Origin of the sequence: Micromonospora sp. NPDC005291, from assembly GCF_040607415.1 — a bacterium.
Classification (GTDB): domain Bacteria; phylum Actinomycetota; class Actinomycetes; order Mycobacteriales; family Micromonosporaceae; genus Micromonospora.
In genome coordinates this window covers 254,377-276,950 of the sequence record NZ_JBEXGR010000003.1, presented here as the reverse complement: position 1 = coordinate 276,950, position 22,574 = coordinate 254,377, and the positions used below count along the sequence as shown (strand labels likewise).

General features: G+C 68.4%; 27 protein-coding genes. 6 read left to right on the top strand and 21 right to left on the bottom strand.

Going from position 1 to position 22,574, the window contains the following annotated elements; genetic code table 11:
• Positions 1–22 precede the first annotated feature (22 nt).
• From ABZT18_RS05750 to ABZT18_RS05730, 5 genes are read right to left on the bottom strand one after another with little or no spacing between them, the layout of a single operon-like run.
• Positions 23–577 (bottom strand): nucleotidyltransferase domain-containing protein, encoded by a 555-nt coding sequence (locus ABZT18_RS05750; protein WP_355250622.1) that lies wholly within the window; start codon positions 575–577, stop codon positions 23–25.
• On the bottom strand, positions 574–1,143 hold the full coding sequence (locus ABZT18_RS05745; RefSeq protein WP_354995152.1) for an exonuclease: 570 nt from the start codon (positions 1,141–1,143) through the stop codon (positions 574–576). Before ABZT18_RS05745 ends, ABZT18_RS05750 begins: the two co-directional genes overlap by 4 nt.
• Complete coding sequence (locus ABZT18_RS05740; protein ID WP_354995153.1) at positions 1,140–1,631, bottom strand: hypothetical protein; 492 nt, start codon at positions 1,629–1,631, stop codon at positions 1,140–1,142. The genes ABZT18_RS05745 and ABZT18_RS05740 overlap by 4 nt, the downstream gene beginning before the upstream one ends.
• Positions 1,632–1,639: 8 nt before the next feature.
• Positions 1,640–1,957 (bottom strand): hypothetical protein, encoded by a 318-nt coding sequence (locus ABZT18_RS05735; RefSeq protein WP_355250619.1) that lies wholly within the window; start codon positions 1,955–1,957, stop codon positions 1,640–1,642.
• A gap of 4 nt (positions 1,958–1,961) precedes the next feature.
• The gene (locus ABZT18_RS05730) at positions 1,962–2,381 is read right to left on the bottom strand and encodes a YbaB/EbfC family nucleoid-associated protein (protein ID WP_354995155.1); all 420 of its coding nucleotides are present in this window, start codon (positions 2,379–2,381) and stop codon (positions 1,962–1,964) included.
• 158 nt (positions 2,382–2,539) lie between these two features.
• Here ABZT18_RS05730 and ychF point away from each other — a divergent pair, with 158 nt between their 5' ends.
• Positions 2,540–3,625, top strand: coding sequence for a redox-regulated ATPase YchF (gene ychF, locus ABZT18_RS05725; RefSeq protein ID WP_354995156.1), 1,086 nt, complete (start codon positions 2,540–2,542; stop codon positions 3,623–3,625).
• A 20-nt stretch (positions 3,626–3,645) separates the two neighbouring features.
• Here ychF and ABZT18_RS05720 read toward each other — a convergent pair whose 3' ends face one another.
• From ABZT18_RS05720 to ABZT18_RS05665, 12 genes are all read right to left on the bottom strand, one after another.
• The gene (locus ABZT18_RS05720) at positions 3,646–4,752 is read right to left on the bottom strand and encodes a site-specific integrase (protein WP_355250616.1); all 1,107 of its coding nucleotides are present in this window, start codon (positions 4,750–4,752) and stop codon (positions 3,646–3,648) included.
• Position 4,753: 1 nt separating this feature from the next.
• Positions 4,754–4,930 (bottom strand): helix-turn-helix domain-containing protein, encoded by a 177-nt coding sequence (locus ABZT18_RS05715; protein ID WP_355250613.1) that lies wholly within the window; start codon positions 4,928–4,930, stop codon positions 4,754–4,756.
• A gap of 43 nt (positions 4,931–4,973) precedes the next feature.
• Positions 4,974–6,770 (bottom strand): replication initiator, encoded by a 1,797-nt coding sequence (locus ABZT18_RS05710; protein ID WP_355250610.1) that lies wholly within the window; start codon positions 6,768–6,770, stop codon positions 4,974–4,976.
• Complete coding sequence (locus tag ABZT18_RS05705) at positions 6,770–7,036, bottom strand: hypothetical protein (protein WP_355250607.1); 267 nt, start codon at positions 7,034–7,036, stop codon at positions 6,770–6,772. Before ABZT18_RS05705 ends, ABZT18_RS05710 begins: the two co-directional genes overlap by 1 nt.
• Complete coding sequence (locus ABZT18_RS05700; protein ID WP_355250604.1) at positions 7,033–7,761, bottom strand: hypothetical protein; 729 nt, start codon at positions 7,759–7,761, stop codon at positions 7,033–7,035. Before ABZT18_RS05700 ends, ABZT18_RS05705 begins: the two co-directional genes overlap by 4 nt.
• Before the next feature lie 70 nt (positions 7,762–7,831).
• Positions 7,832–8,236: an RRQRL motif-containing zinc-binding protein gene (locus ABZT18_RS05695; protein WP_355250601.1), complete on the bottom strand. Its 405-nt coding sequence runs from the start codon at positions 8,234–8,236 to the stop codon at positions 7,832–7,834.
• Positions 8,233–8,529, bottom strand: a complete 297-nt coding sequence (locus ABZT18_RS05690; RefSeq protein WP_355250598.1) for a hypothetical protein — start codon at positions 8,527–8,529, stop codon at positions 8,233–8,235. Before ABZT18_RS05690 ends, ABZT18_RS05695 begins: the two co-directional genes overlap by 4 nt.
• On the bottom strand, positions 8,526–8,966 hold the full coding sequence (locus ABZT18_RS05685) for a DUF6197 family protein (RefSeq protein WP_355250595.1): 441 nt from the start codon (positions 8,964–8,966) through the stop codon (positions 8,526–8,528). The genes ABZT18_RS05690 and ABZT18_RS05685 overlap by 4 nt, the downstream gene beginning before the upstream one ends.
• Before the next feature lie 86 nt (positions 8,967–9,052).
• Positions 9,053–9,262: a hypothetical protein gene (locus tag ABZT18_RS05680; protein WP_355250592.1), complete on the bottom strand. Its 210-nt coding sequence runs from the start codon at positions 9,260–9,262 to the stop codon at positions 9,053–9,055.
• Positions 9,259–10,131, bottom strand: a complete 873-nt coding sequence (locus ABZT18_RS05675) for an FtsK/SpoIIIE domain-containing protein (RefSeq protein ID WP_355250589.1) — start codon at positions 10,129–10,131, stop codon at positions 9,259–9,261. Before ABZT18_RS05675 ends, ABZT18_RS05680 begins: the two co-directional genes overlap by 4 nt.
• A gap of 82 nt (positions 10,132–10,213) precedes the next feature.
• Positions 10,214–11,107: a hypothetical protein gene (locus ABZT18_RS05670; protein ID WP_355250738.1), complete on the bottom strand. Its 894-nt coding sequence runs from the start codon at positions 11,105–11,107 to the stop codon at positions 10,214–10,216.
• A 293-nt stretch (positions 11,108–11,400) separates the two neighbouring features.
• The gene (locus tag ABZT18_RS05665; protein ID WP_088951025.1) at positions 11,401–11,718 is read right to left on the bottom strand and encodes a hypothetical protein; all 318 of its coding nucleotides are present in this window, start codon (positions 11,716–11,718) and stop codon (positions 11,401–11,403) included.
• A 159-nt stretch (positions 11,719–11,877) separates the two neighbouring features.
• Between ABZT18_RS05665 and ABZT18_RS05660 the strand changes: the two genes are divergently transcribed.
• The gene (locus ABZT18_RS05660; RefSeq protein ID WP_355250585.1) at positions 11,878–12,636 is read left to right on the top strand and encodes an XRE family transcriptional regulator; all 759 of its coding nucleotides are present in this window, start codon (positions 11,878–11,880) and stop codon (positions 12,634–12,636) included.
• A gap of 4 nt (positions 12,637–12,640) precedes the next feature.
• The gene (locus ABZT18_RS05655) at positions 12,641–13,111 is read left to right on the top strand and encodes an NUDIX domain-containing protein (protein WP_355250582.1); all 471 of its coding nucleotides are present in this window, start codon (positions 12,641–12,643) and stop codon (positions 13,109–13,111) included.
• Here ABZT18_RS05655 and ABZT18_RS05650 read toward each other — a convergent pair.
• Positions 13,099–13,656 carry a phosphohydrolase gene (locus ABZT18_RS05650; RefSeq protein ID WP_355250579.1) on the bottom strand — a complete coding sequence of 186 codons (558 nt, stop codon included), beginning with the start codon at positions 13,654–13,656 and terminating at the stop codon, positions 13,099–13,101. The genes ABZT18_RS05655 and ABZT18_RS05650 overlap by 13 nt on opposite strands.
• A gap of 94 nt (positions 13,657–13,750) precedes the next feature.
• The gene (locus ABZT18_RS05645) at positions 13,751–14,011 is read right to left on the bottom strand and encodes a hypothetical protein (protein WP_355250576.1); all 261 of its coding nucleotides are present in this window, start codon (positions 14,009–14,011) and stop codon (positions 13,751–13,753) included.
• 729 nt (positions 14,012–14,740) lie between these two features.
• Between ABZT18_RS05645 and ABZT18_RS05640 the strand changes: the two genes are divergently transcribed.
• Positions 14,741–18,049, top strand: a complete 3,309-nt coding sequence (locus ABZT18_RS05640; RefSeq protein ID WP_355250573.1) for a type ISP restriction/modification enzyme — start codon at positions 14,741–14,743, stop codon at positions 18,047–18,049.
• 749 nt (positions 18,050–18,798) lie between these two features.
• Positions 18,799–19,089, top strand: a complete 291-nt coding sequence (locus tag ABZT18_RS05635) for a DUF1905 domain-containing protein (RefSeq protein ID WP_354995157.1) — start codon at positions 18,799–18,801, stop codon at positions 19,087–19,089.
• Between the two features lie 59 nt (positions 19,090–19,148).
• On the opposite strand, the gene ABZT18_RS05630 is transcribed toward ABZT18_RS05635, so the two are convergent.
• Entirely contained in the window at positions 19,149–19,514 is a 366-nt protein-coding gene (locus ABZT18_RS05630; protein ID WP_355250570.1) for a hypothetical protein, read from the bottom strand.
• 220 nt (positions 19,515–19,734) lie between these two features.
• Complete coding sequence (locus ABZT18_RS05625; protein WP_355250567.1) at positions 19,735–20,661, bottom strand: MBL fold metallo-hydrolase; 927 nt, start codon at positions 20,659–20,661, stop codon at positions 19,735–19,737.
• A 143-nt stretch (positions 20,662–20,804) separates the two neighbouring features.
• Between ABZT18_RS05625 and ABZT18_RS05620 the strand changes: the two genes are divergently transcribed.
• Positions 20,805–22,472 carry an FAD-binding dehydrogenase gene (locus tag ABZT18_RS05620; RefSeq protein WP_355250564.1) on the top strand — a complete coding sequence of 556 codons (1,668 nt, stop codon included), beginning with the start codon at positions 20,805–20,807 and terminating at the stop codon, positions 22,470–22,472.
• Positions 22,473–22,574: the final 102 nt, after the last annotated feature.

Sequence of the window (22,574 nt, the reverse complement as noted above, 5' to 3'; positions counted from 1 at the left end):
ACCTTGCCAGATGCGGGTCCGCTCAATCGAGCGGGAGGAACGGGCCGTTGTCGAACTTGCCGCCGCGGCGCAGCACCGAGAACTGCACCTTGTGCGGCACGTGCGAGTCCATCAGCTCGCGGCGCAGATGGGTGAAGTCGGTGCCCAGGTCGAAGCTGGCGAGCTGACCGTTCACGTTGATCCGGCGCAACATGGTCTTGCGCAGCCGAGTCCCGTCCGGCGCCCGCGACAGGGAGCGTTCGGCGAGGTTGAAGAAGGTGTCGTCGTCGACGATCAGCGCCACGTCGATGTCCGAGTCGGGGCGGGCGGTGCCGCGTACCCGGCTGCCGTGGGCGACCAGGTCGCCGTCGGGAAGCCCGGCCTGCCGCTGGGTCTGCCGGGCGCCTCGGGCGAACCGGGTCCACTGTCGCTCGGTGAAGCCCTGCGGAACTCGCCGGGCGGCCCGGGTGGTCGCCTGCTCCGCCGCCTCGCCGGCCACGTCGTCGGCCTTGCGCATCATGCTCCGGGCGGCCTTCGCCACGATGCCCCGGGCGGCCGCTGTGGCCCCGTCCGGCAGGTCCCGGCGTCGCCCGGTCACGCCGGCTCGTCCGACTGCCGGCGGCGCAGCACCGCGTCGAAGACCTGCGCCAGCTCGGCGGCGTCCTCCCCGGCGTGGTGTGTGTGGGGCACGTCGTGCAGGCCCAGCTCGTGCTTGATTTTGCCTTTTCGGGTCTGGACCCACTCGCTGCCGGTCAGGCCCATCCAGTAGCTCCGCAGGTCGACGCCCGAGCCGGTCGCACCGAACGGGCTGTGCCCGACGAACCGGACGAAGTACCAGTGCACGAACATGCCGTCCCAGACGGCCGGTGCGGCGAGGAAGACCGGGCGCCCGACCCGGCGTAGCCCGTTGACCCAGGCCGCCGCCGCGGCCATCGCCTCCTGCGCCTGGGGTGCCTCCCGGAGCAGACGCTCCCGGTCCAGCCCGGACACGGCGAGGGCCGCCGGCACGAACTCGTCGGAGATGGGACGCAACTCGGTGTAGAAGGCCATGTCCGGGTGACCGGTCACGGCCATCCCCAGCGAGATCATGCTGTACGGCCCGGGGATCGGGCCGTCTGCCTCCACATCGACGGCGATGTAGAGCTCGGGCAGCGGAGAGGTCATCCCAGCACCACCCCGATGGCCTGGTCGATCAGCATGTTGAGGACGATGTCGGTGAGCTTCTTGAAGATGGGGATCTCCAGCAGAGAGGCACCGAACGTCGGCGCGGCCGTCGCGATCGCCTGGATGATCTGCACCAGCAGGATGATCAGCTGGACGATCACGTTGATCTTCAGGGCGAGGACGATGAGCGCGCACACGAAGAGCGTCGCGGCCACCATCTGCGCACCGGTGCCCCCGTCACGGAGCACCGAGATCGCCGACCCGCCGGCCTCCCAGCGCTGCTGGAACGCGGCCAGCGCGTCGCCCTGGTTGCCGTCCAACACCCGTTGCGCCGCCGCCGTGCCCTCTGCCGCCGCACTGTTCAGCGAGTCGGCCATCTCCATCCACATCTGCCCGAGCTCGAACATCTTCGTCTCGTCCGACTTGGGCCACGTGTAGCCCAGCTCGTTGAGCAGGCCGGCGAGTTCGCCCGGCAGCATGATGCCCATCGACCCGCCTACCAGCTCATCGTCGTGAACTGGGCGTCGTTGTCCTGCTCGACCAGGTCGTACTGGTCGGCCATCAGGCTCAGGCCGTCACCGAAGCCACGCAGCCCGTCGACGACCGACCCGAGGCACTCCGCCGCGATCTCCTCGGCCGCCTGGTACGACATGCCGATCAGGCCGCCCACGTCGTCGTCACCGAAGATGTCGCCCATCGAGGCCGTCCGCGCGCGCAGCGCCTCCCACTGCGCGGCGAGCTGCTCGGCCACCGTCGTCAGGTGGCCGCCGCCCTGGCGCAGCGCGGGTGGATGCACCTGTAGGCCGTCGCGCATGTCGTCACCTCGCTGACTGCTGGATGCGCCGCACCGCATCGGTGAGGGCGTCGGTCATCGCCGCCATGCTGCGCACCGACTCGTTCTGCAACTCGTCGAGCTTCTCGCCAAGGACCACCGGGTCCACCGGCGGCGCGTCCACGGCCGCCTCGCCGGCCTGGAGTCGCAGGTCGTCCAGTGCGGCATTGACCGCCAGGGTGATCTGCTCGCCGAGCAGTTCGGCACCCATCCGCAGAGCGCGAGGGTCCACCGTCACCGACTCGACCCGCTGGCCGACCATGACCACCTCGACCTGGCCGCCCGCTGCGGATCCCGTGCCCCGCGCCTGCTCGACGGCCAGATCGTCGCCGGGAACCTGACCTGTCGACCTCATCGACGCCAGTGCCTGTCGGGTCTGCTGGAACAGTCGGTCGAATTCCGTCACCTGGTCCACAACGCCCCCTAACGCCGCACGCGACATCGAAAAGGGTAGCAACGGGACCGCGCCGTCGGGGTCCGCCGACGCGGCGACCGGTGGTCCGGTGCGACCCGATCGGAGCCGCCTGGACCGGTCTGGACGCGACCGGCGTAAGCTGGCCCGTCGTGAGTCTCTCCATCGGCATCGTCGGCCTGCCCAACGTCGGCAAGAGCACGCTTTTCAACGCGTTGACCAAGAACGACGTGCTGGCGGCGAACTACCCGTTCGCCACCATCGAGCCCAACGTCGGCGTGGTCGGGCTGCCTGACGAGCGGCTGGGCAAGCTGGCCGAGATCTTCTCCTCGCAGAAGGTGCTGCCGGCCCCGGTGTCGTTCGTCGACATCGCCGGCCTGGTTCGCGGTGCGTCCAAGGGGCAGGGTCGGGGCAACGCCTTCCTGGCCAACATCCGGGACGCCTCGGCGATCTGCCAGGTCGTCCGGGCCTTCTCCGACCCGAACGTGGTCCACGTCGACGGCAAGATCTCCCCGGCCGACGACATCGAGACGATCAACACCGAGCTGATCCTCGCCGACCTGCAGACCCTGGACAAGGCGCTGCCCCGGTTGGAGAAGGAGGCCAAGCTCCGCAAGGACCGGGCCGCCGCGGTCGCCGCAGCGAAGGCGGCCATCGAGGTGCTCGACGGCGGCACCACCCTCTACTCCGGGGCCGCCGCCGCCAAGATCGAGCTGGAGCACCTGCGCGAGCTGCACCTGCTCACCACCAAGCCCTTCCTGTACGTCTTCAACGTCGACGAGGCCGAGCTGGCCAACGCCACGTTCCTCGACGAGCTGCGCGCCCTGGTCGCCCCCGCCGAGGCCGTCTTCATGGACGCGAAGATCGAATCCGAACTGGTGGACCTGCCCGACGATGAGGCCCGCGAGCTGCTGGAGTCGATCGGGCAGAACGAGCCCGGCCTCAACCAGCTCGTCCGCGTCGGCTTCCGCACCCTCGGCCTCCAGACGTACCTCACGGCCGGCCCCAAGGAAGCGCGCGCCTGGACCGTCCCGGTCGGCGCCACCGCGCCGGAAGCCGCGGGCGTCATCCACAGCGACTTCCAGCGCGGCTTCATCAAGGCCGAGGTGGTCTCCTACCACGACCTGGTCGAGTTTGGTTCGATGGCGGCGGCCAAGGCGGCGGGCAAGGTCCGCATCGAAGGCAAGGAGTACGTCATGCAGGACGGCGACGTGGTGGAGTTCCGCTTCAACGTCTGAATCGGGCCTGTTCCCGCAGGTCAGGCGGTTGAGCCGTGGCCCGGGGGCACGTCGGGGGCACAACCCCACGCGTCATCGACGGCGCGGCGGGTGCGTTCTTCCGAGTCCGGCATCAGGTGGCCGTACGTCGACAGGACCAAGGTCGCGTTCTCGTGCCCCAGCCGTTCAGCGACCACGATGACCGACTCGCCCTGCATCAGCAATACCGAGGCGTAGTGGTGCCGCAGGTCGTGACTCGTGGTGCCCTTGGGCAGCCCGGCCCGCTCGACGGCCGCCGAGAAGATCAGCGAACCGTAGTAGTCGTGCCGGTACGGGCCGGCGAAGCGGGTGGTGAAGATGGTGCCGTCAGCAGCCGGCGGGAACTGCGCCGAGTGCTCGCGGATGGCAGTCGCCACCACCTGGGGCAGTGGGACGGTTCGGCGGGAGCGGCGGGTCTTCGGCTCGGTGCGCACCTTGGACTGTGGCGCGAACTGCCATTCGATCCGAACCGTCCGGGCGACGTAGTCGACATCCTGGACGCGCAGTGCAAGCAGCTCGCCGAGGCGAAGTCCGAGGCCGGCTTGCGCGATCACCATGGCCTGATTGCGGGCGGGCATCGAGGCGGCGAGGTCGCGCACCTGGTCGACGGTGAGCGGCACGATGCGTTCTCGGTGGGCTGACGGCAGGCTAATTCTCACCACGGGAGAGCGGCCGACAAGCCGATCCAGCACCGCAGCCGCGTAGACCGACCGCAACAGGCCAACCAGGTTCCGCAGGGTCGATGGCGCGAGCATCTTGGACCGGTCAGCCGCCCACGCCTGGACCTCGGAGGGCACGACGGCCGCCAGGCGACGAGAGCCGAGCGGAGTGCCGGCGATGTGCGTTTCGATCAGCCCGGACACCCGGCGGGCGGTCGTCGGCCGGTGGGCGCGGCCAGCGGCCCAGCGTCGGGCGTACTCGACGACGGTCGTCTTATCGGACGGGTCGACGTACTGGCCGCGCAGGATGTCGCCTTCGACCTGAGCGAGGAACCGGTCAGCGTCGCCCTTGCGGGTAAAGGAGCGCTTCCGCTGCCGGCGAGCGTCATCCCGCCAGCGGGCAAGGTAGCTGACTTTGCCGTCGCGGAGGCGCTTCTCGACGCTGCCCATGTCAGGCCGCCTGTCCGGCGAGCCAAGTCCGGACGTCGACCGGGTCGTACCGCAGGTGCCGACCGACCTTGAAGGCACGTGGACCCGTCCGGCGATAGCGCCACTGATAAAGCGTTCCCACCGGCACCCGGAGGAACGCAGACACGTCCTCGATCGACCACAGATCATCAGTACTCATTGCTGCTCGGCTTGCCAACGTCAGTCCTCCTTGTCGGTGCTATCTAGGCGGCCGGCGACAGACCGGCGGGGGTGGCGCTGAGTTCGTGGGCGAGTTCTTCGCGGCCGGCGGCGTGTCGGGCGCGGGCCATGGCGGCGGCGGTGTTGGCGAGGAGTGCGTCTCCGGTGGTGTGCCAGCCGACGCCGGCGAAGGTGAGGGTGCCGACGATGAGCGGGGTGGTGTCGTCGAGGTGGTCGACGGCGCGGAGGGTGCCGGGTTTCTCGTCGGCCTGGTCCTGGTGCTCGTGGCGTCGGAAGCTGACGCGGGTGTTGCGCAGGAGTTGGAAGGTGACGGAGTAGCGGCGGGCTTTGGTGAGGAAGTGGCCGCCGTAGCCGAGCATGTGTGCCCATCGCCGCAGCCGGGCGTAGGGGTTGCCCGTCGTTGGTTTCGTCGGTTCGGCGTCAAGGGTGGCTTGACGGTGGGCGACGCAGACGGGGCAGGCGGCGTAGCGGGTGTGGGTGCCGCAGTCGGGGCATTCCCAGCGCTTCACGAAGCCGGGTGCGGGCCGGTGGTCCCGGGGCCGCTGTGAGAGCGGGACGGGTGTGCCGACCGGTCGGCCGATGCGCCAGCAGGCGTCTATGAGGCGGGCGATGTGGTCGCCGTCGGGGTCGGCGTAGTCGCCGATCGAATCGGCGTCGAGCCTGACGGAGCGGTGCCCGGTTACCTCGGTGCTTTTGGTGGCGTACTTGGCAAGGTAGCCGGCGACGAGGCTGTCGGTGACTTCTCCCGCGCCGCTGGTGGTGATGGGCTCCAGGTCGAGCTGCTCGCCCCAGATGATCGACCAGCCGCCGGCCCGGTCCGGGTGTGGTGGGGTGGTGTAGGCGATCTGCGTGGCGGCGTGGCGCAGCGCGTCGACCAGATCGTCGACGGTGAACCCGGGCGGCGGGGGGACGATCGCGTCTGGGTCGGCGGGGTTGACACCGTCGAGGCGGGCGATGGCGTGGAAGTGCACCGCTGCCCGAGCTTGAAGCTCAGCGACCTTCCCGGGTGAGAGCCGGACCGGGGCGACTTTGCGGGTGTTGCCGGAGGCAGTGACCACCTCGACCGGTGGGATGCCGCGTTGCCGGGCGAGGTGGGCGAGGTGGCGTTCCGCGGCTTGCTTGGTGCGGTGCCACAGCTTGCCGGAGAACACGTTCCACACGACCTGGTGGTCGTGGTCGTAGCAGTCCAGGCACAACGGCCGACCGATCACCAGGTCGCCGGACTCGTGGCGTGCCCAGCACACAGCCGGGCGACCATGGGTGCAGAGGCCGGCGGTGGGATCGGTGGTACGGCGGGCGTGGCACGGTTCGGCCCGGCAGTCGCAGCGTTTGCGGTTGGCGCAGGTGTGCCGCTTGGCCGACCGGTTGTGCACGGTGCCGAAGGACGGGGCGGTGAACGTGGCGAACACCGCCGGGTGCGCGGCGACCGTTTCGGGGATGCCTTTGCCGCCGACGAGGCCGGCGCGCAGAAGTTGGTAGGCGTCACGTTGGTAGGTCTGGGCGCAGGCGGGACAGACCGTCGCGCGGCGGTTGCCGCACGCCTTGTAGATCGCGGCGTCGGGCATGGCGTCGGTGTGCCGGGCGTGAAGGAGTCGGCCGGTGGTGGGTTCGACGGTGAGGAGTTGGCCGGCGAGGCGGATGGGTCGGGTGCAGGCGGCGGCAGCCCGGATGTGTTCCAGCCAACCGAAGTAGTCGGGGTGCTGGGCGCGGGTGAACGCGGAGCCGGCGGCGGTGTAGCCGACATAGGGACCGGTGGTGTCGGCGTTCGAGCCCACACCCCGGGCCGAAGCGCGGGGTGTGAGGTCCAGCGTCGAAACCATCAGGCAGCCTCACCGGGGAGGTGCCGGGTGGTGATGGTGTGTTGGGTGACGATGATGCGGCAGGCGCCGCACTGGCGGTCGGCCGGTTCGTGCCGGTGGCACGCGATCGTGGCGGTCGTTTCGCCGCAGCGGATGGTGACCGGAGTCCGGCATGCCCCCCCGGGGATGACGTGGATGACGGTGCGTCGGGTGTCGTAGGGGTGCGCCTGGGTGAAGGCCGGGCAGGTGTGGGTGACCTGCTCGATGTCGACGACGTGAATGGTCATCGGGTACCACCGACCGGGGTGCCGTTGACGGCCGGGGTGTGGCCGGTGATGGTGTGCAGCAGTTCCCGGGCGATGTCCGGGGTGACCGAGAGCAGGCCGCCGAGTTCATCGGTGGTGATGGGTCGGCCGGTGCTCTGCTCGTGGCGTCCGATGACGAACCGGGCGGTGGGCATCAGGTGCGCCGGAACCTCGGGCCGGGCGACCGAAATCGGGGTGAAGGCAGGGGCCTGGACGATAGCCGGCGTCGGTGCCTGCGGGGTGTCGACGACCGGCTCAGATGCCGGCGGGGTGTCGACGGCGGGCGGAGTAACCGAAGTGATTTCGGCAGTCCGGGTCGTCGCCGGAGCGAGGACGAGTTTGACCAGGGCCATGAACGCCAGGGCGGGGACAGCGGACAGGAGCCACCCGGATGGGCCGGGCTTGGCGACCGCGAGTTGCGCAGCGAGGGATAGGCCGGCGGAGCCGATGAGCAGAAGCATCGGGTAGGTGATGGATGCACCGACGCGTTGGCGTCGGCGGATCGTCAGCAGCGCGGCGACGGGGACGAGTTCGGAGATGACGGCGTTGGCCCAGCCGAACCACTCGCCGGTGCCGGTGGGGGAATTGGCGAGGGTCCAGTCTTTGACGTGGGTGAATGAGGCCGCTCCGGCGAAGCCGGCGACGGTGAGCAGGATGAGGACCAGGGCGACGCCCTCGATGCGAGGGCCGGCAGGTTGGCGGGTCATCGGACACCGCCCATGTAGGCCATGGCGATGCCGATGAGCAGGATGACGGCGAAGGTGATCAGGACAGCCATCAGTGGCCTCCGTGGCAGTCGAGGCAGCAGCCGTAGCGGCGGGGGATGTAGTAGGGCTTCACCTGGTCGCAGTAGCGACAGGTCCGGCGAGCCAGCAGGGCTTTGGCGATGGCCTCCCGCTGCGCGGGTGTAGCGGTGCGCTTCGGTGCGGCGAGGTCGGTGCGGTAGAGGTAGGCGACCCGGCGGTTTTTGCGGTGCCGCCAATAGATTTGGGCTACCGGGTCTTGTCCTCCGGGGCGAAGGCCGGCGGCGCGGAGCTGCCGCACGGTGGCCAGGCCGGACGGTGCCCCTTGGTAGGGAAAGGTGGGGAACCCGTAGCGGGTGCCGAGCGGGTCGTAAAACTCGACCCGAATGCCAGTGCGGTCGGCGAGGTTGTCGAGGTCGACGCTGCGAAGGTTGGTCATGGCTTGTCTCCCCAGCGCTGTTGGGCGGCTTGGCGGGAGATGCCGAGGCGGGAGCCGATTTCGGCCCAGGAGTAGCCGAAGGCCCGCAGGCCGATCACGGCTTCACCGATCGCGTCGTCGATGACGGATGAGAGGGCGACGAGGTCGCGGAGTGCTTCGACGTCTCCGGTGGCGACGCGGCGGCCGTGGGCGCGGATGATGCGTCGGGCGAAGCCGGCGAACTGGTCGTTTTCGACGACGTCCCGACGCTGCTGGCGCGGAATGGATGTCAAGGACTGCTTGACGGTGTTCATCGGATCTCGCCTCCCCCGTTGTGGAGGGAGTCCCATTCGGTGGCAGCCGTCTCAAGGGCGGTGATGACCTGCTCGGCGGTGCGGGTCGGGTCGTCGTTCCACGAGTACGGGGAGGTGTGCTCGTCGAGCAGGTAGCCGTCCTCGTCGATGAAGAACACGGGCGCGGTGGTGTCGAGGTAGTCGACGAGCACGCCCAGGGTGTTCAGGTAGTCGGCGAGGGCGTCGGGGTCGAGTTGGGAGAAGTGCTCGACGCGGTGTCCGGCGCAGGCGATGCCGATGGCCCCGGCGGCGCAGGCCGGCGGGGTGAGGGTGCCAACGCTCTTGGCGTAGTAGGTGCCCTGGTGCCAGCCGTGCCGGCGTAGGTAGAGGGCAGCCATCCGCAGCAGGTCAGCGGGTGTGACCGGTGCTGTGGTGGGTGGGTTGTGGGTAGCCTTCATGGCAACCACGTCCTTTCGGGGGCTGTCGGTTGGTGGTCGGCAGGACCAGCGGTTGCTGGCAGGCGTTGACTGGTCCTGTCGGCCGGTTAGCGGGCGCGTAGCCGCAGGTAGCGGCGGTGCCTGTTGTCGTCACCCGGCATCTGGGTAGGTGCGGAGACGTAGACGAGTCGTCCGCTGCGGGCGACGGCCTGGACCATGGCGGCGATGTCCTCGGGACTGCCGGTGATCCACAGTTCGGTGAACTGCGCGGCCCGCTGGTTGTTGGCCTTGGCGTAGGTACGTTCGCGGGTGGTCATGCCGCCATCTCCCACTCGGTGGGGTTGACCGCCGGGATGCTGGTGGCCGAGGTGGGGCGGCGGGTCCAGGCGGCGTAGTCGGCGATGTTGTAGATGTCGGTGTCGGTGAGGTAGGCGGCCTTGATGCGGCGGGGAACGCCGCCTTCGGCCAGGAGGTAAGCCGCGCCCTGGTTGGTGGGTGAGATGTCGGAGGCGGTGTAGCCCTGCTCGGCCCAGCCCTGACCGAGGATGATGTTCGAGCTGTTCAGCGACGTGCACCGGAACGCGGCCCGGTAGCCGAACAGGTCCCGCAACGAGGCGGGGATGATGTCCCAGCTCGGGCGTTGGGTGGCGGCAACCACGGGCATGCCGCAGGCGCGGCCGAGGGAGACGAGCCCGCGCAGGAGGGTGGAGAACTCTTCCTGTTGCTGCTTGGTGCCGAGGACGGTGGAGTACATGGCGAGTTCGTCGATGATGGTGACGATGACGGACATGCCGTCGCCGTCGGCGAGCTTGCGGCGCCGGTTGGCCAGCAGCCAGGCGTAGCGGTTGGTGGCGACGACCAGGAGGCGACGGAGGACGTCGATGGCTTGGTCGATGTCGGGGCCGATGAACGCGTCGGCGAGGTCGCGCCAGGGGCCGAGTTCGACGAGTTTGGCGTCGAAGAGCACGAGGCGGGTGTTGTCGGCCAGGGCGGCGTGGCCGCAGATGTTGTTGATGAGGCCGGATTTGCCGCCGCCGGGTTCGCCTGCGGTGAGCAGGTTGCGGTAGATGACGTCGAGGTAGACGGGTTGGCCGAACTCGTCGATGCCGATGAAGATCGGGTCGAACATCGACAGGCCAGGACCCACCGGCACCGCATCAGCAGTGGTGGGAATCGTGGTGCTCATCAGGTGCCCTCCTGGGCGTTGTGGGCGCGAGAAGCCACACGAACGAGCCGCCATGGCTCCTCGCGTCCTTGGTTGGGTTGGGTCAGATCCAGTCGGAGGTGTCGTCGTCTTCCACGGACGACGCAGACGAAGCCGCAGGCTTACTGCCGTTGGCCGTAGTAGCGGCCGGCTTCTTGCCGGCGGGCTTGCCCTGAGTGGGGAGGGTGACCGTCGGCATGTGAACGTCCGGCAGGTCCAGGGCGGTGGGGACCGTCAACGGCGAAGCCGAGACGGGGGCGGTCGGGTCGATCACGTCGACCAGCGGTGAACCGACGTGGGCGGTCAGCACCTCGCGGCGCTTGATGTCGAACCGCAGGTAGGCGGCGTTGTTCTCCGAGGCGCGCTCGATGAGCACGGTCGAGGCGTGGCAGGTGACCGCGATCTTGTCGAGGCGTCCCTCCAGGTCCTTTTCGGACAGGCCGGGGCGTAGGTAGACCCAGACCCGCTCGCCGACAGGGGTCGGCTTGGCCCAGAGGATCAGCGGCAGGCTGCCGGATTGGTTGGCGATGATGAACTGCGCGAAGCACACGCGCAGTCGATGCCGAACGATCAGGCACCAGGTCCAGGCTTTGACCTGGCGGCGAACCGGGCGGATGGCGGCGGGGACGCCGACGACCAGGGCGACCACGAGCAGGGTCACCACGGTTGGGGTGTGGTCAGCGAGCTGTACCCACGCGGTGAGCAGCAGGACACCGAGGATGGTTTCCGGGGTCCACCACCAGAGCAGCCGGATCACCGGCCAGATGCGGACGAGCACCCAGACGAGCCCGCCGGTCGGTACGCCGATCAGCGCGCCGACGAAGACGGCGAGAATCGGGTGGATGTAGGCAGCGGCCACCACGGCCGACAGGATGCCGACGATGACCGCCGTCAGGATGAACGCCATCCGGGCGTTGCGCGCGGAGGAACGGTGAACCTTGGCCTCGATGACCGTCACCGTTCCGGTTGACCTGCCAGCGAACCGGCGGGGGCTAGACTTGGACACGACGAGTCCTCCCAAGCACATTGGGTTGGATGAGTTGGAAGGCACGGGGTCGGGTGATGTAGGAGTCAGACCGACCCCGCGCCAGCTCTTACGGGGATGCCACCACCACAGGTGATGACCAGGCTCGGGAATGTAGGAGTCAGATTCACTCCCGGACCCATGGTGTGGATTGGTTCAGCGGACCATCAGGCCGCTTCGGCGAGCCACGGACACCTGCGGCTCACACAGCACAGCGTGCGAGGGACCTACTTGGCCGGAGAACCAGTCTTCGGCTTCAGCGAGACCGCCCGGAACGCGACGCCGTTGCGCCCGTTGGTCGCCCACGGAATGGCCTCCAACTGCTCGACAGCCAGGAAGTCGCCCACCTTCACGCTCGGCTTCTCTCCCGCCGTGGTGATGGTGATGACCTCCCCACCGTTCTCGTCGAGCACGAAGACCTGGGTAGACCACATGAGCCGGCCCGTGTTCTTCTCGGACTTCTGATTGCCGTTCTGGTCGTTCTTCGGCTCCGGGTCCTTCGACGCCGTCACCTGCTTGCTCGTGGTGTCCACGTACAGCTTCACGACAGACCTCCTGTGTCTGAGCGCATCCCTTGTTGGATGACTGCTCGGCGATGAGTCCACTCTCGCCAAACTCCGGGTCACGACGTCACTACTAGTGCTGTACGTCTTGGGACGTCCCCGTTATGCTCAAGTCGTCCCTCACGTCCAAGGGAGTAGACGATGGCAAATGAACGCCTCCGCGAAGCGATGCTCAAGACTGGTCTGTCCACGTACGAGCTGGCCGAGAAGCTCGATGTCAACCCGAAGACGGCGGAGCGATGGGTGACCTTCGATCGCGCCCCATATCCACGTCACCGGCATGCGATCGCCGCCATCGTCCAGGAGCGCGAGGCGTACTTGTGGCCGAAGGCCGTTTCAGCGGAGAGGGCCACGCGCATCGCAGACTCGGAGCTCGTCCACGTTTACCCGCGTCGCGCGGCCGTTCCGTTGGACCTCTGGGGCCGACTGATCACTCAGGCCACCAAAGAGATTGGGGTCTTGGTCTACGCCGGCTTGTTCCTGCCGGAACAGGTCCCAACCATCATCAAGGATCTGACTGCCAAGGCGCAGGCAGGAGTCCGGGTACGCATCCTGCTGGGTGACCCGGACTCGGAAGCGGTCGCGGCGCGAGGAGCGGAGGAGGGGATCGGGCACGCTATGGCAGGGAAGGTGCACAACGTCCTGGCGTTCTACAACCAGCTTCGCGGTGTTGAAGGCGTCTTCGCACGGTTCCATGGCACCACGCTCTACAACTCGATCTACCGGTTCGACAACGAGCTACTCGTCAACACGCACGCCTACGGATTTCCAGCGGCCCATGCTCCGGTGCTGCACCTTCGGCGACTCTCGGCAGGCGAGTTGTTCGATACCTACGCCGACAGCTTTGACCGCGTGTGGTCGAGCGGACACCCGATCTGGGCACCAACCGTGGCAGCCTAGAGGGATGGCGAGGATCGAGCACTACGACGACCCGGACGCGCCGAAGGCCAACAGCATCGTGGTAGCTGTGACGGTCTTCGTTCAGGACGAGCACGGGCGTGTCCTGCTCATTCGGCGCACCGACAACGGCCTGTGGGCGCTACCGGGCGGCGCCCAGGACTTCGGTGAGTCCATCGCCGAAACAGCCGCGCGTGAGACTCGGGAAGAAGCTGGTGTCGACGTTGAGGTCGTCGACGTCGTGGGAACCTACACGGACCCGAAGCATGTGGTGGAGTACAGCGATGGCGAGGTCAGGCAGCAGTTCTCCATCTGCTTCCGCGCCCGTTACGTCGGCGGCGAGCTGCGCACCAGCGAGGAGTCAGCCGAGGTGCGATGGGTGTCCCAGGACGAGCTGGATAGCCTGCCGATCCACCAGTCGATGCGGCTTAGGATCGATCACGGGTACGAGCATCGAGCCAAGCCCTACATTGGCTGAGCGGCGAGTGTGGCTTCGGTCCGTTTGACAGCTTCAAGAAGCGTCGGCGTTGCCCGAGCCCAGAAGCGAACCACGATGCTGTCTGGCTCGTAACGCTGGTGGATCTCGGCCAACCGATCCAGCACATCCAGGTCCTGACCGTCGGGACCGGTGGTCATGTCAGCGAACCAAAGGGCATCCGCGGTTGACGACTGCTCCTGGTCGAACTCCTCAGCAAGGACACTGCCGAGCCCTCGCTCGTCGGCCTCGAACTGAGCGCAGGAGTGATGGGCGACCAACGCAGCAATCCTGCGAGGCCAACCGTTGGCCAGTAGCCAACGACCACCATCGAGAGCGTGTAGGCCGGTGTCTGCAATGCCAGGGGCGTAGCCCAGGTCGTGTAGCCAGGCCGAAGCCACTAACGCCTGAGCATCAGTGTCGTCAAGAACATGAGCGATGCGGTCAGCCTTCAAAGCGACAGCCTGCACATGCTTCCACCTACGCGGCAGTCCACCAGCCAGGTGACGCCCTGCCAGCTCAGCGGCCTGCACTAGAAGGTCGTCCACGCATTCAGGCTACGCGTCCCGAGACGTCTCCGGCATCAGCCCATCGCTGCCTTGAGGGTGCCGGCTGGCTGCCGGACACCGACAGGGTCAAGCCTCAGTCGCCAACCTGGCGTCGCTGCGACTCACGGCGCAGTGGGTCGAGCAAGCTCCTCCATGTGCCGGCGGACAACGTCATCATGCGTTTGACCACGTCCCGTGCCCGGTCCTCGTTGTCGAACTGGTGCCTCACCTCCTGGCCCTCGTCACCTCCGAGGCGGCCCCGGACGATCCAGCGATCCCCGTCCGACATCAACCAGATGTCGCGCCGTCCCATCCGGCCCCACACGCCGTTCCACCAGCGGCCCTGCACGTCCACGGCGAGAGTCTATCGAACGCATGTACGAGCCGGCCGGCTGCCGGCGATGTTGTGCAAAGTTTCTGTACGTCTTCAAGGCGGCCCTGAACGGGCCGCACGCGCCGCCGCCTGGGCGCGCGTCCGTCGCTCCGCTGGCGCTCCGACTCCGGCCACGCAACACGCCCGGCGGCTGGCGCGGAAAGCGGAAAGCCCAAGGGGCCGCCGCAGAACGACAGGCTGGTGGGTGGTGGGTGTATGAGCCGGCAGCCGGCCGGGCCGCGCGGCCAGGACCCGCGCGGCGCAGGGGAGCGCACGTCGGCCGCGTCGGCGGGCTGGCGGCGGTCGTGGGACGCGGCTACTGCGCCTCTGGCGGGGGCGCTCCGGCTCCAGGATGGCCGGGGCTGCGTCGGCGGGGCGCGGTCCGTGGGTGGTTGCGGTAGGCCATCCCGCCTGCCATCGACCCGGGCAAGCCGAGCACACCACCGCCCGACCCGCCAGCGTCCGAACCTGCGTCAAGGCCCGCTTGACGTGGCGGGCCGGGCGGTGGCCCGCTCCCCAGGTGGGCGGGTCGATGGCAGACGGGATGGCAGGTGGGCGCTGCGGGACGTGCCCGATGAACGGGCGGCTGCGCATGGGGACGGCGGCGGAGGTGCGCGAGCGGTGACGGCCGGGTGTGCATCCGGTAGCTTGGCGGAAAGATCAGGCCCAGGTTCATCAGCGGGGGTAAGGGTGCCAGGGACAGCAGGGTGGTTGGACAGCGCTGTCCGCGACTTCAGCGCGGCGTGTGCTTCAAAGCTCGCCGGCCCTGGCGAGCGTGAGGCCGCGATTCGCAGCCCGATAGAGATGCTTCTCGGAGCCGCCGGCAAGCAGTTAGGCGTGACGGCCGTCTTTCACGATGAGGTCCGCGACACCGAGCGACAGGTCCGGCCGGACTACGGCGTCAGTGTCGGCGGGGCAATCACCGGATACGTGGAAATCAAGGCACCCGGCAAGAGCATCGATCCGGGCGGGCTGCGCGGCCATGACCGGGTGCAGTGGGAGCGCCAACGCGACTTACCGAACCTGCTCTATACCAACGGCACGGATTGGCGGCTCTACCGCGACCAGGAGTTGGTCGACGCGCCGGTACGGTTCACCGGCAGTCTCGACGGCGGCAGCATCACCGCCCCGCCGGCCTTCGAGAAGCTGCTCACCGAATTCCTGAAATGGCGGCCAGCGCCTATCAACAGCGTCGGTGCGCTGGTACGGGCGGTTGCCCCACTAACGCGGCTACTGCGCGGCGAGGTACTGGACCAGCTTGCCGCCGAGCGAAAGGCTGTCCGGGGAGGGGCCGAGCGGGAGGTTCAGCCTTTCCTGGGACTGGCGCAGGACTGGCGGCGAATGCTGTTCCCGCAGGCTGACGACGCCACCTTCGCCGACGGATACGCGCAGACGGTGACGTTTGCGCTGCTGCTGGCCCGCACCAACTCGATCACCGTCACGGGTCACTCACTGCACACCATCGGCGAACAGCTCCGTGCCGAGCACTCGCTCATGGGCCGGGCGTTGCAGCTACTCACCGACGACCTCGTCGCCGCCTTCAAGGTCACCCTCGATCTACTCGCCCGGGTCGTCGACGCCGTCGACTGGACGAGGGTACGGCGAGGCCGCCGCGACACCTACCTACACCTGTACGAGCACTTCCTCGACGAGTACGACGCCGACCTCCGAAGAGCATCCGGGTCGTACTACACCCCGCTCGAACTGGTCGAGCAGATGGTCCGGCTGACGGAGAACGTTCTCGTCTCCCGGCTGGACAAGCCGCGAGGCTTTGCCGACCCGGACGTGCTCACCGTTGACCCCGCGATGGGCACCGGCACATACCTGCAAACCGTTCTTGAACGCATCGCCAAGGTCGCCGAAGCTCACGACGGTCCGGGAGCCGTAGCCGGAGCGGTCAGTCTGGCCGCCGAGCGGATGATCGGCTTCGAGCTTCAGATGGGTCCCTACGCGGTTGCCGAGCTGCGCGCGGCAGACCTGCTCGCATCGCACGAGGCGTCTCCTCCACCAGGGGGGATGAAGCTGTTTGTCACCAACACGCTCGACGACCCCCACGCCAGTGACGTCCAGCTCGGCTCGGGAATGCAGCTCATCGCCCGCGCCCGGCGCAAAGCCAACGAGATCAAAGCCCGCGCCAACGTCACTGTGGTCATCGGGAACCCTCCATACGCGGAACTCGCCAACGGCGACGGCGGCTGGGTCGAGAACGGCACGACCGGCCTCGACAGCAAGCGACGCGCTCCAGCTCTCTTAGAGGATTGGTACAACCCGGGTATCGCACGGTTCAAGGCGAAGCTGAAGAACCTCTATATCTACTTCTGGCGCTGGGCCACCTGGAAGGTGTGGGAGTCGACGCCTGACCAGGTTGACGGAGACGCCGGGGTGATTTGCTTCGTCACCACCTCCGGCTACCTTTCCGGGCCAGCTTTCACGGGCATGCGCGAGTACCTACGCCGGCACGCCTCCGAGGGCTGGATCATCGACCTCACGCCCGAGGGACAGACCCCCGACATTCCAACCCGCATTTTTCCCGGCGTCCGGCAGCCGCTCGCCATTGGCATCTTCGTCCGAACCGCTGACGCCACCCGGGACAAGCCAGCGCTGATCCATCACCGGAGCCTGACCGGTCGCAGAGCGGACAAGCTAGCCGCGTTGGCAGAGGTGCAACTCGACGACGACGGCTGGCGAGATTGCCGGACCGAGTGGGAATCTTCGCTCACTCCGGCCGCCGCCAGCAGTTGGGACACCTACCCCGCGCTTGACGACCTAATGCCTTGGTACTCCCCAGGGCTGTTCCCCACTCGCACGTGGGTCTATGCGCCCAGCCGGGACGTGCTGAGGCGGCGTTGGGCGAAGCTCATTGGTGAGACAGACCGTGAGCGGAAGGCCGAACTGTTCAAGGAAGGCAGTGACGCCAACCTCGTGAAGGTGAAACCTCGCCTGCCGGGTAACGACACGCACCCGAACCCGAGGGTACCGGTGATTGACGAGGTTGAACCGAATGTGGCCTTTGTGCAGGTTGGCTACCGAGCCTTCGACCGGCAATGGGTGCTCGCCGACCCTCGCCTGATGGACAGACCCCGGCGAGAGCTCTGGTCAGCTCGGATGCCCGGCCAGGTCTTCGTCATCGAGCAGCACCGCAAGGCCATTCAGTCGGGTCCAGCGGTCGTCTTCACGTCCCTAATCCCAGACTTCGATCACTTCAAGGGATCGGAAGGCGGCCGGACGCTACCTCACCTGCACCCGGGCGGTACCCCGAATCTCGCCCCAGGGCTCCTGTCTGCACTGACTGAACGAATCGGCGTAGAGGCCCGCGGTGCAGACGTTCTCGCCTACGTCGCCGGGGTCACGGCTCACCCGGCCTTCACCGCTACCTTCGCCGACGAACTGACCACGCCCGGCGTCCGAGTACCCATCACCACCGATTCCGCGCTCTGGTGCACCGCAGTCGAGGTTGGCCGCCAGGTCCTCTGGCTGCACACCTACGGCGAAGGGTTTACAGCCCCGGAGCGGCCAGCCGGCTCGATCCGGTTCCCCTCCGGCGATGCGCGACAGCCGCTGTCGCTGACCCCGGTCACGCTGGTGCCTGAAACGATCAGTTACGACCCGCAACGGCAGGTCATCGCCGTCGGTGACGGCGAATTCGGGCCGGTCGGGTTGGACGCGTGGGACTACGCCGTCGGTGGTCGGAACATCATCAAATCCTGGTTCAACTACCGCAAGAAGGAGCCAGGCGGGCGGCGAGGGTCCCCGCTCGACGACATGCACGTCGACGCCTGGGAGCCGAGCTGGACCGGCGAGTTCATCGACCTGCTCACCGTCCTGACCCGGCTCGTTGAACTGGAACCCACACAGACCGAACTGCTCGCGGCAGTGCTGGCCGGCGAAGTCGTCGATCGTGACCAGTTGGCCACCGCCGGGGTCCGTTGGCCCGCTGGTTCGGCAGACCGAAAACCTCTGTACGGCCTCACCAGCGATCAACACGAGGCAGCGGCCGATGGCGTCGCGAGGCTGCTGTAGCCGAAATGATGTCGGCAGGCAACGCCCTGCCGACAGCAACGGTGACAGCAAAGGGTGGAAACGAGGAAAATCAGTGGCCGTCGGGCGCGACAGTGCAAGCGCGGCTGGGGTCTCAGAGCACCGGGTCAGACGTCGGCGGTTGAAATGAACCGACTGTCGGACTGCTTCCAGGACCACTCCGCCATGATCAACGGGCACACATCGGGCACAGCCGAGCACGAGAACGGCTGTGAAACGTCGAGAGCTCGCGAGGATCGCGGCGCACGTCGGAGCGTCGATCGGTCCCTTTACGGTCGATCCGCGGACGGCTTGCGGTTTAGGGGTTCAAGCCCTCTCCATGGCCTGGCGCTCGGGCTTGGGTAGCTGCTCTACTGATGCGATGCGCGCTCGCCTCCTTCTCTGCGTCACCTTGCTGGTTGCGGGTGTGATGACGGCAGGGACCGGACTGATGGTCGCGTTGGGACACGTCGAGCAGCCAGGGCCCTTCAACGAGGCGATACTGGGCGCGTTAGGCGGGAGCATGGCCGGGGCGGGTTTCCACCGTTGGAGGAAGTACCACTCCTCGGGCTTGGGGCACACACGGGGCACAAGACAGCGTGAAACGTCGGCAACCAGCCACCAATGACGTGAGGCCAAGACGGGACGTGACCAGCATGCCGGCCAGCCTGCCGCAGGTCACGCGAGGGCGGGTCTAAGTTCCGCTTCAACGTGTGATTCCCGGGCCGGCGTCGGCCGCCTAGGCTGCCCTCGTGGAGTGGGCTTTCGACGGTGAGATCATCGAGTGGCGTGGACCCGCGCCGTACTTCTTCGTGGCGATGCCTGAGTCCGACAGCGCCGAACTGAAGGAGGCGACGCGGTCGCTCGCCTACTGGGGCCAGGTGCCGGTGCACGTCGTCATCGGGGGCACGGAGTTCAGGACGGCGCTGTTTCCCAGGCAGGGCCGCTACCTGGTTCCGCTCAAGGACGCCGTCCGAAAGGCCCAGGGCATCAGCGAGGGTGACGTCGTGACGCTGCTGCTGCGGCCCGCTCCGAGGATCTGATGTCTGGTCCGGCCCGGGCCGGACAAGGCCCGCCATCGACGGCGACCCCTTCGAGTGCCTCAGCCGGCCAGCCGCAGCGGCACGGCGATGACCACGCCGGCCACGGCGACGGCGAGCAGGACACGCGGTACGCGTAGACCACGCCACCAGGGCACCAGCCAGAGCAGCAACCACATCCCGGCGGCGACCGCCAGGTGCGCGCCCAGCACGGTCAGCGTGGCCTCCTCGCAGCCGTTCTCGGAGCGGACCGCCTCGCACAGGGCCGGCGGCTGATCGGCTCCGAGCACGGTGACCATCGCGGTGCAGCCGGCCAGCACCGGAGTCACCACGAGTGTGACGAGCGGAGTCAGCACCCAGCCGGCCAGATCACGACGTCGGTCCAGCCAGTTGGCCCGGCCCGACCCGGCGTCGTCAGTTTCCGACATGGCGAGGACGGTACGGCCCCGCCCCGCCCACCGTTGCCCGGTACCCGGGACCGCCGGGGGCGACCCGGAGACGGCTCACCGCGTGTGTCTCTGCTGGGGCGGCGCGGCCATCGTGAATTCCGCCGGCCGGCTCGCACGCGACCCTAGCGGCCGTCAGCAACGCCTCCCGCTGTCAAGTGCGCACCCGGCAGAGCAGGCAGGTCTGCCGGGACGTGTTACCTCAGCCCGCCCAGGGATCCTCCCGACGCCACAGGGTCGGCAGGTGAAGCGCGACCCGGTCGTGTTCGGCCAACCGGCCGAGGACCCGCATCGTGAAGTCGAGGTCGTCGCCCGCGTACGGCAGGGCGCGCAGCGGCTGGTCGAGCGGGCGGAAGAAGTCGTCCCAGTGGACGAGGACCACGCGACGCGCCCCGACGGCTCGTACGGTCTGCGCCCAGTACGTGCGGAGGTAGGTTTCGTCCTGCCCGCCGAGCTGGCCGACACCGAGGTAAACGACGTCGGCCCGGTATCCGTCGAGCCCTCCTGGCCGGTAGCCGGCGCTGCCCTGGACCAATGCGGTCCGGCCGCTCGCGTGCGCGACGAGCACTGACCAGGCTTCACCGCACCGGTAAGCGGACGCCCTGGCCGGGGGCACCACGGGCGCGGTGATGGTGCCAGGGAAACGATCCGGTGGGCAGTGCTCAGACTCGACGAACGTGAGGGTGAAGGCACCCAGGGACATCGGCTCGTGGGGGGTGACGACGTGGATGCGTTCGTCGGTGAGCCCGGCCCCTCGGCCGACGTTGGCTGTGGAGTGGCCGCCGGCGAGCACCGCGCCGGTGCGCAGGGCGACGGTCGCGGAGTCCATGACGTGATCGAAGTGGGTGTGCACCGGGATCACGGCGGCCAGCCGGCGGCCCCCGTGGTCGAGGCCCAGTCGGGCGAGCGCGGAGTCGATGCGGGCCTCGTCGGGTGCGAGCCTGCCGAGGGCGACCCTGAGCAGGGACGGCCGGGAGAAGAACCCGTCGGTCAGCACCGCCGTGTCGCCGTCGTCGAACAGCAGGCTGGAGACGCCGAGGAACGTGACGTTGAAGCCCTCCGCAGCGGGCGGGACGTCGAACCGGTCGGCGTACGCGGCCAGGTCGGGCCGGCCGAGCTTCATGCGCATGGGGTGGCTACCTTCTGACGGGTGGTCGGCGGGTCGGTCGGCGTACCGTCGCGGTCTGCTCCACCTCGCCCACCGTCCGGGCGAGGTGGAGCAACAGGTTGGGTCATCATCCGCTGCGGTTCTGATCGTCAGCGAATACGACGGTGGGGAGAGTGCCTGTCATGGACGCAGAGGTCATCGTTGTCGGGGCCGGGCTGGCCGGGCTGGTCGCCGCCGCCGAACTCGCGGAGGCGGGCCGCCGGGTGATCCTGCTGGACCAGGAGCCCGAGACGAATCTGGGTGGGCAGGCGTTCTGGTCCTTCGGTGGCCTGTTCCTGGTCGACTCGCCGGAGCAGCGCCGGATGGGGATCCGGGACTCGCGCGAGCTCGCCCTGCAGGACTGGCTGGGCACGGCCGGGTTCGACCGGCCCGAGGACGAGTGGCCGCGCAGGTGGGCTGAGGCATACGTGGACTTCGCGGCCGGGGAGAAGCGGTCCTGGCTGCACGCCCAGGGCGTTCGGTTCTTCCCGGTGGTCGGCTGGGCCGAGCGCGGCGGGTACGGGGCCACCGGGCACGGCAACTCGGTTCCACGTTTCCACGTCACCTGGGGCACCGGACCTGCGGTCGTCGCGCCGTTCGCGCGTCGGGTCCGCGACGCCGCCGCGAAGGGACTGGTCACCTTCGCGTTCCGGCACCGGGTCGACGAACTCGTCGTGACCAACGGTGTGGTGACCGGCGTACGGGGTGCTGTCCTGGAGCCGAGCGACTCCGCTCGCGGGGTGGCCAGCAGCCGCACGGTGGTCGGTGACTTCGAGTTGACCGCCCAGGCCGTCCTGGTGGCCTCCGGCGGCATCGGTGCCGACCACGACCTGGTCCGCAGGAACTGGCCAGCCCGGCTCGGTACCGCACCCGAGCGCATGATCACCGGTGTCCCCGCCCACGTGGACGGGCGGATGCTGCGGATCACCCAGGACGCTGGCGGCACCGTCATCAACCCCGACCGGATGTGGCACTACGTCGAGGGCGTGCAGAACTGGAACCCCATCTGGGCGGGCCACGGCATCCGAATCCTGCCCGGGCCCTCCTCGCTGTGGTTCGACGCCACCGGCAAGCGGCTGCCCGGACCGCTCTACCCCGGTTTCGACACCCTCGGCACGCTGGCGCACCTGCGGACCACCGGGCACGACCACAGCTGGTTCGTACTCACCCAAAAGATCATTGAGAAGGAGTTCGCGCTCTCCGGGTCCGAGCAGAATCCCGACCTCACCAACAAGTCGGTCCGGCAGACCCTCGGCCGCATCCGCCCCGGCGCACCCGCACCCGTCGAGGCGTTCAAGCAGCACGGCGAGGACTTCGTCGTCGCCGACACTCTCGACGAGCTGGTCGCCGGCATGAACGCACTGACCGACACGCCCCTGCTCGACGTCGAGGACATCCGCCGCGAGGTCGTCGCCCGCGACCGGGAGTTGGACAACGCGTTCACCAAGGACGGCCAGATCTCCGCCATTCACAACGCCCGCCGGTACCGCGGCGACAAGCTGGTCCGTACGGCGACCCCGCACAAGATCCTCGACCCGAAGGCCGGTCCGCTCATCGCGGTCCGGTTGCACGTGATCACCCGCAAGACCCTCGGTGGCCTGCAGACCGATCTGTCGGGGCGGGTGCTCGGATCCGACGCGACCCCGATCCCCGGCCTGTACGCCGCCGGTGAGGCGAGCGGATTCGGCGGGGGCGGCGTGCACGGCTACCGCTCCCTGGAGGGCACCTTTCTCGGCGGCTGCATCTTCTCCGGCCGCCAGGCCGGCCGCGCGATCGCGCAGGCAACCGCGTGACGGGGGCGCGGCGGGCCGGGCGGGCGAGGGCTGGTCGACGTCCCGGCGCGGTTCCGACCAGGCCGGGATCGGCCGAGGGACGGGTTCAGCCGCTGCGCGGGG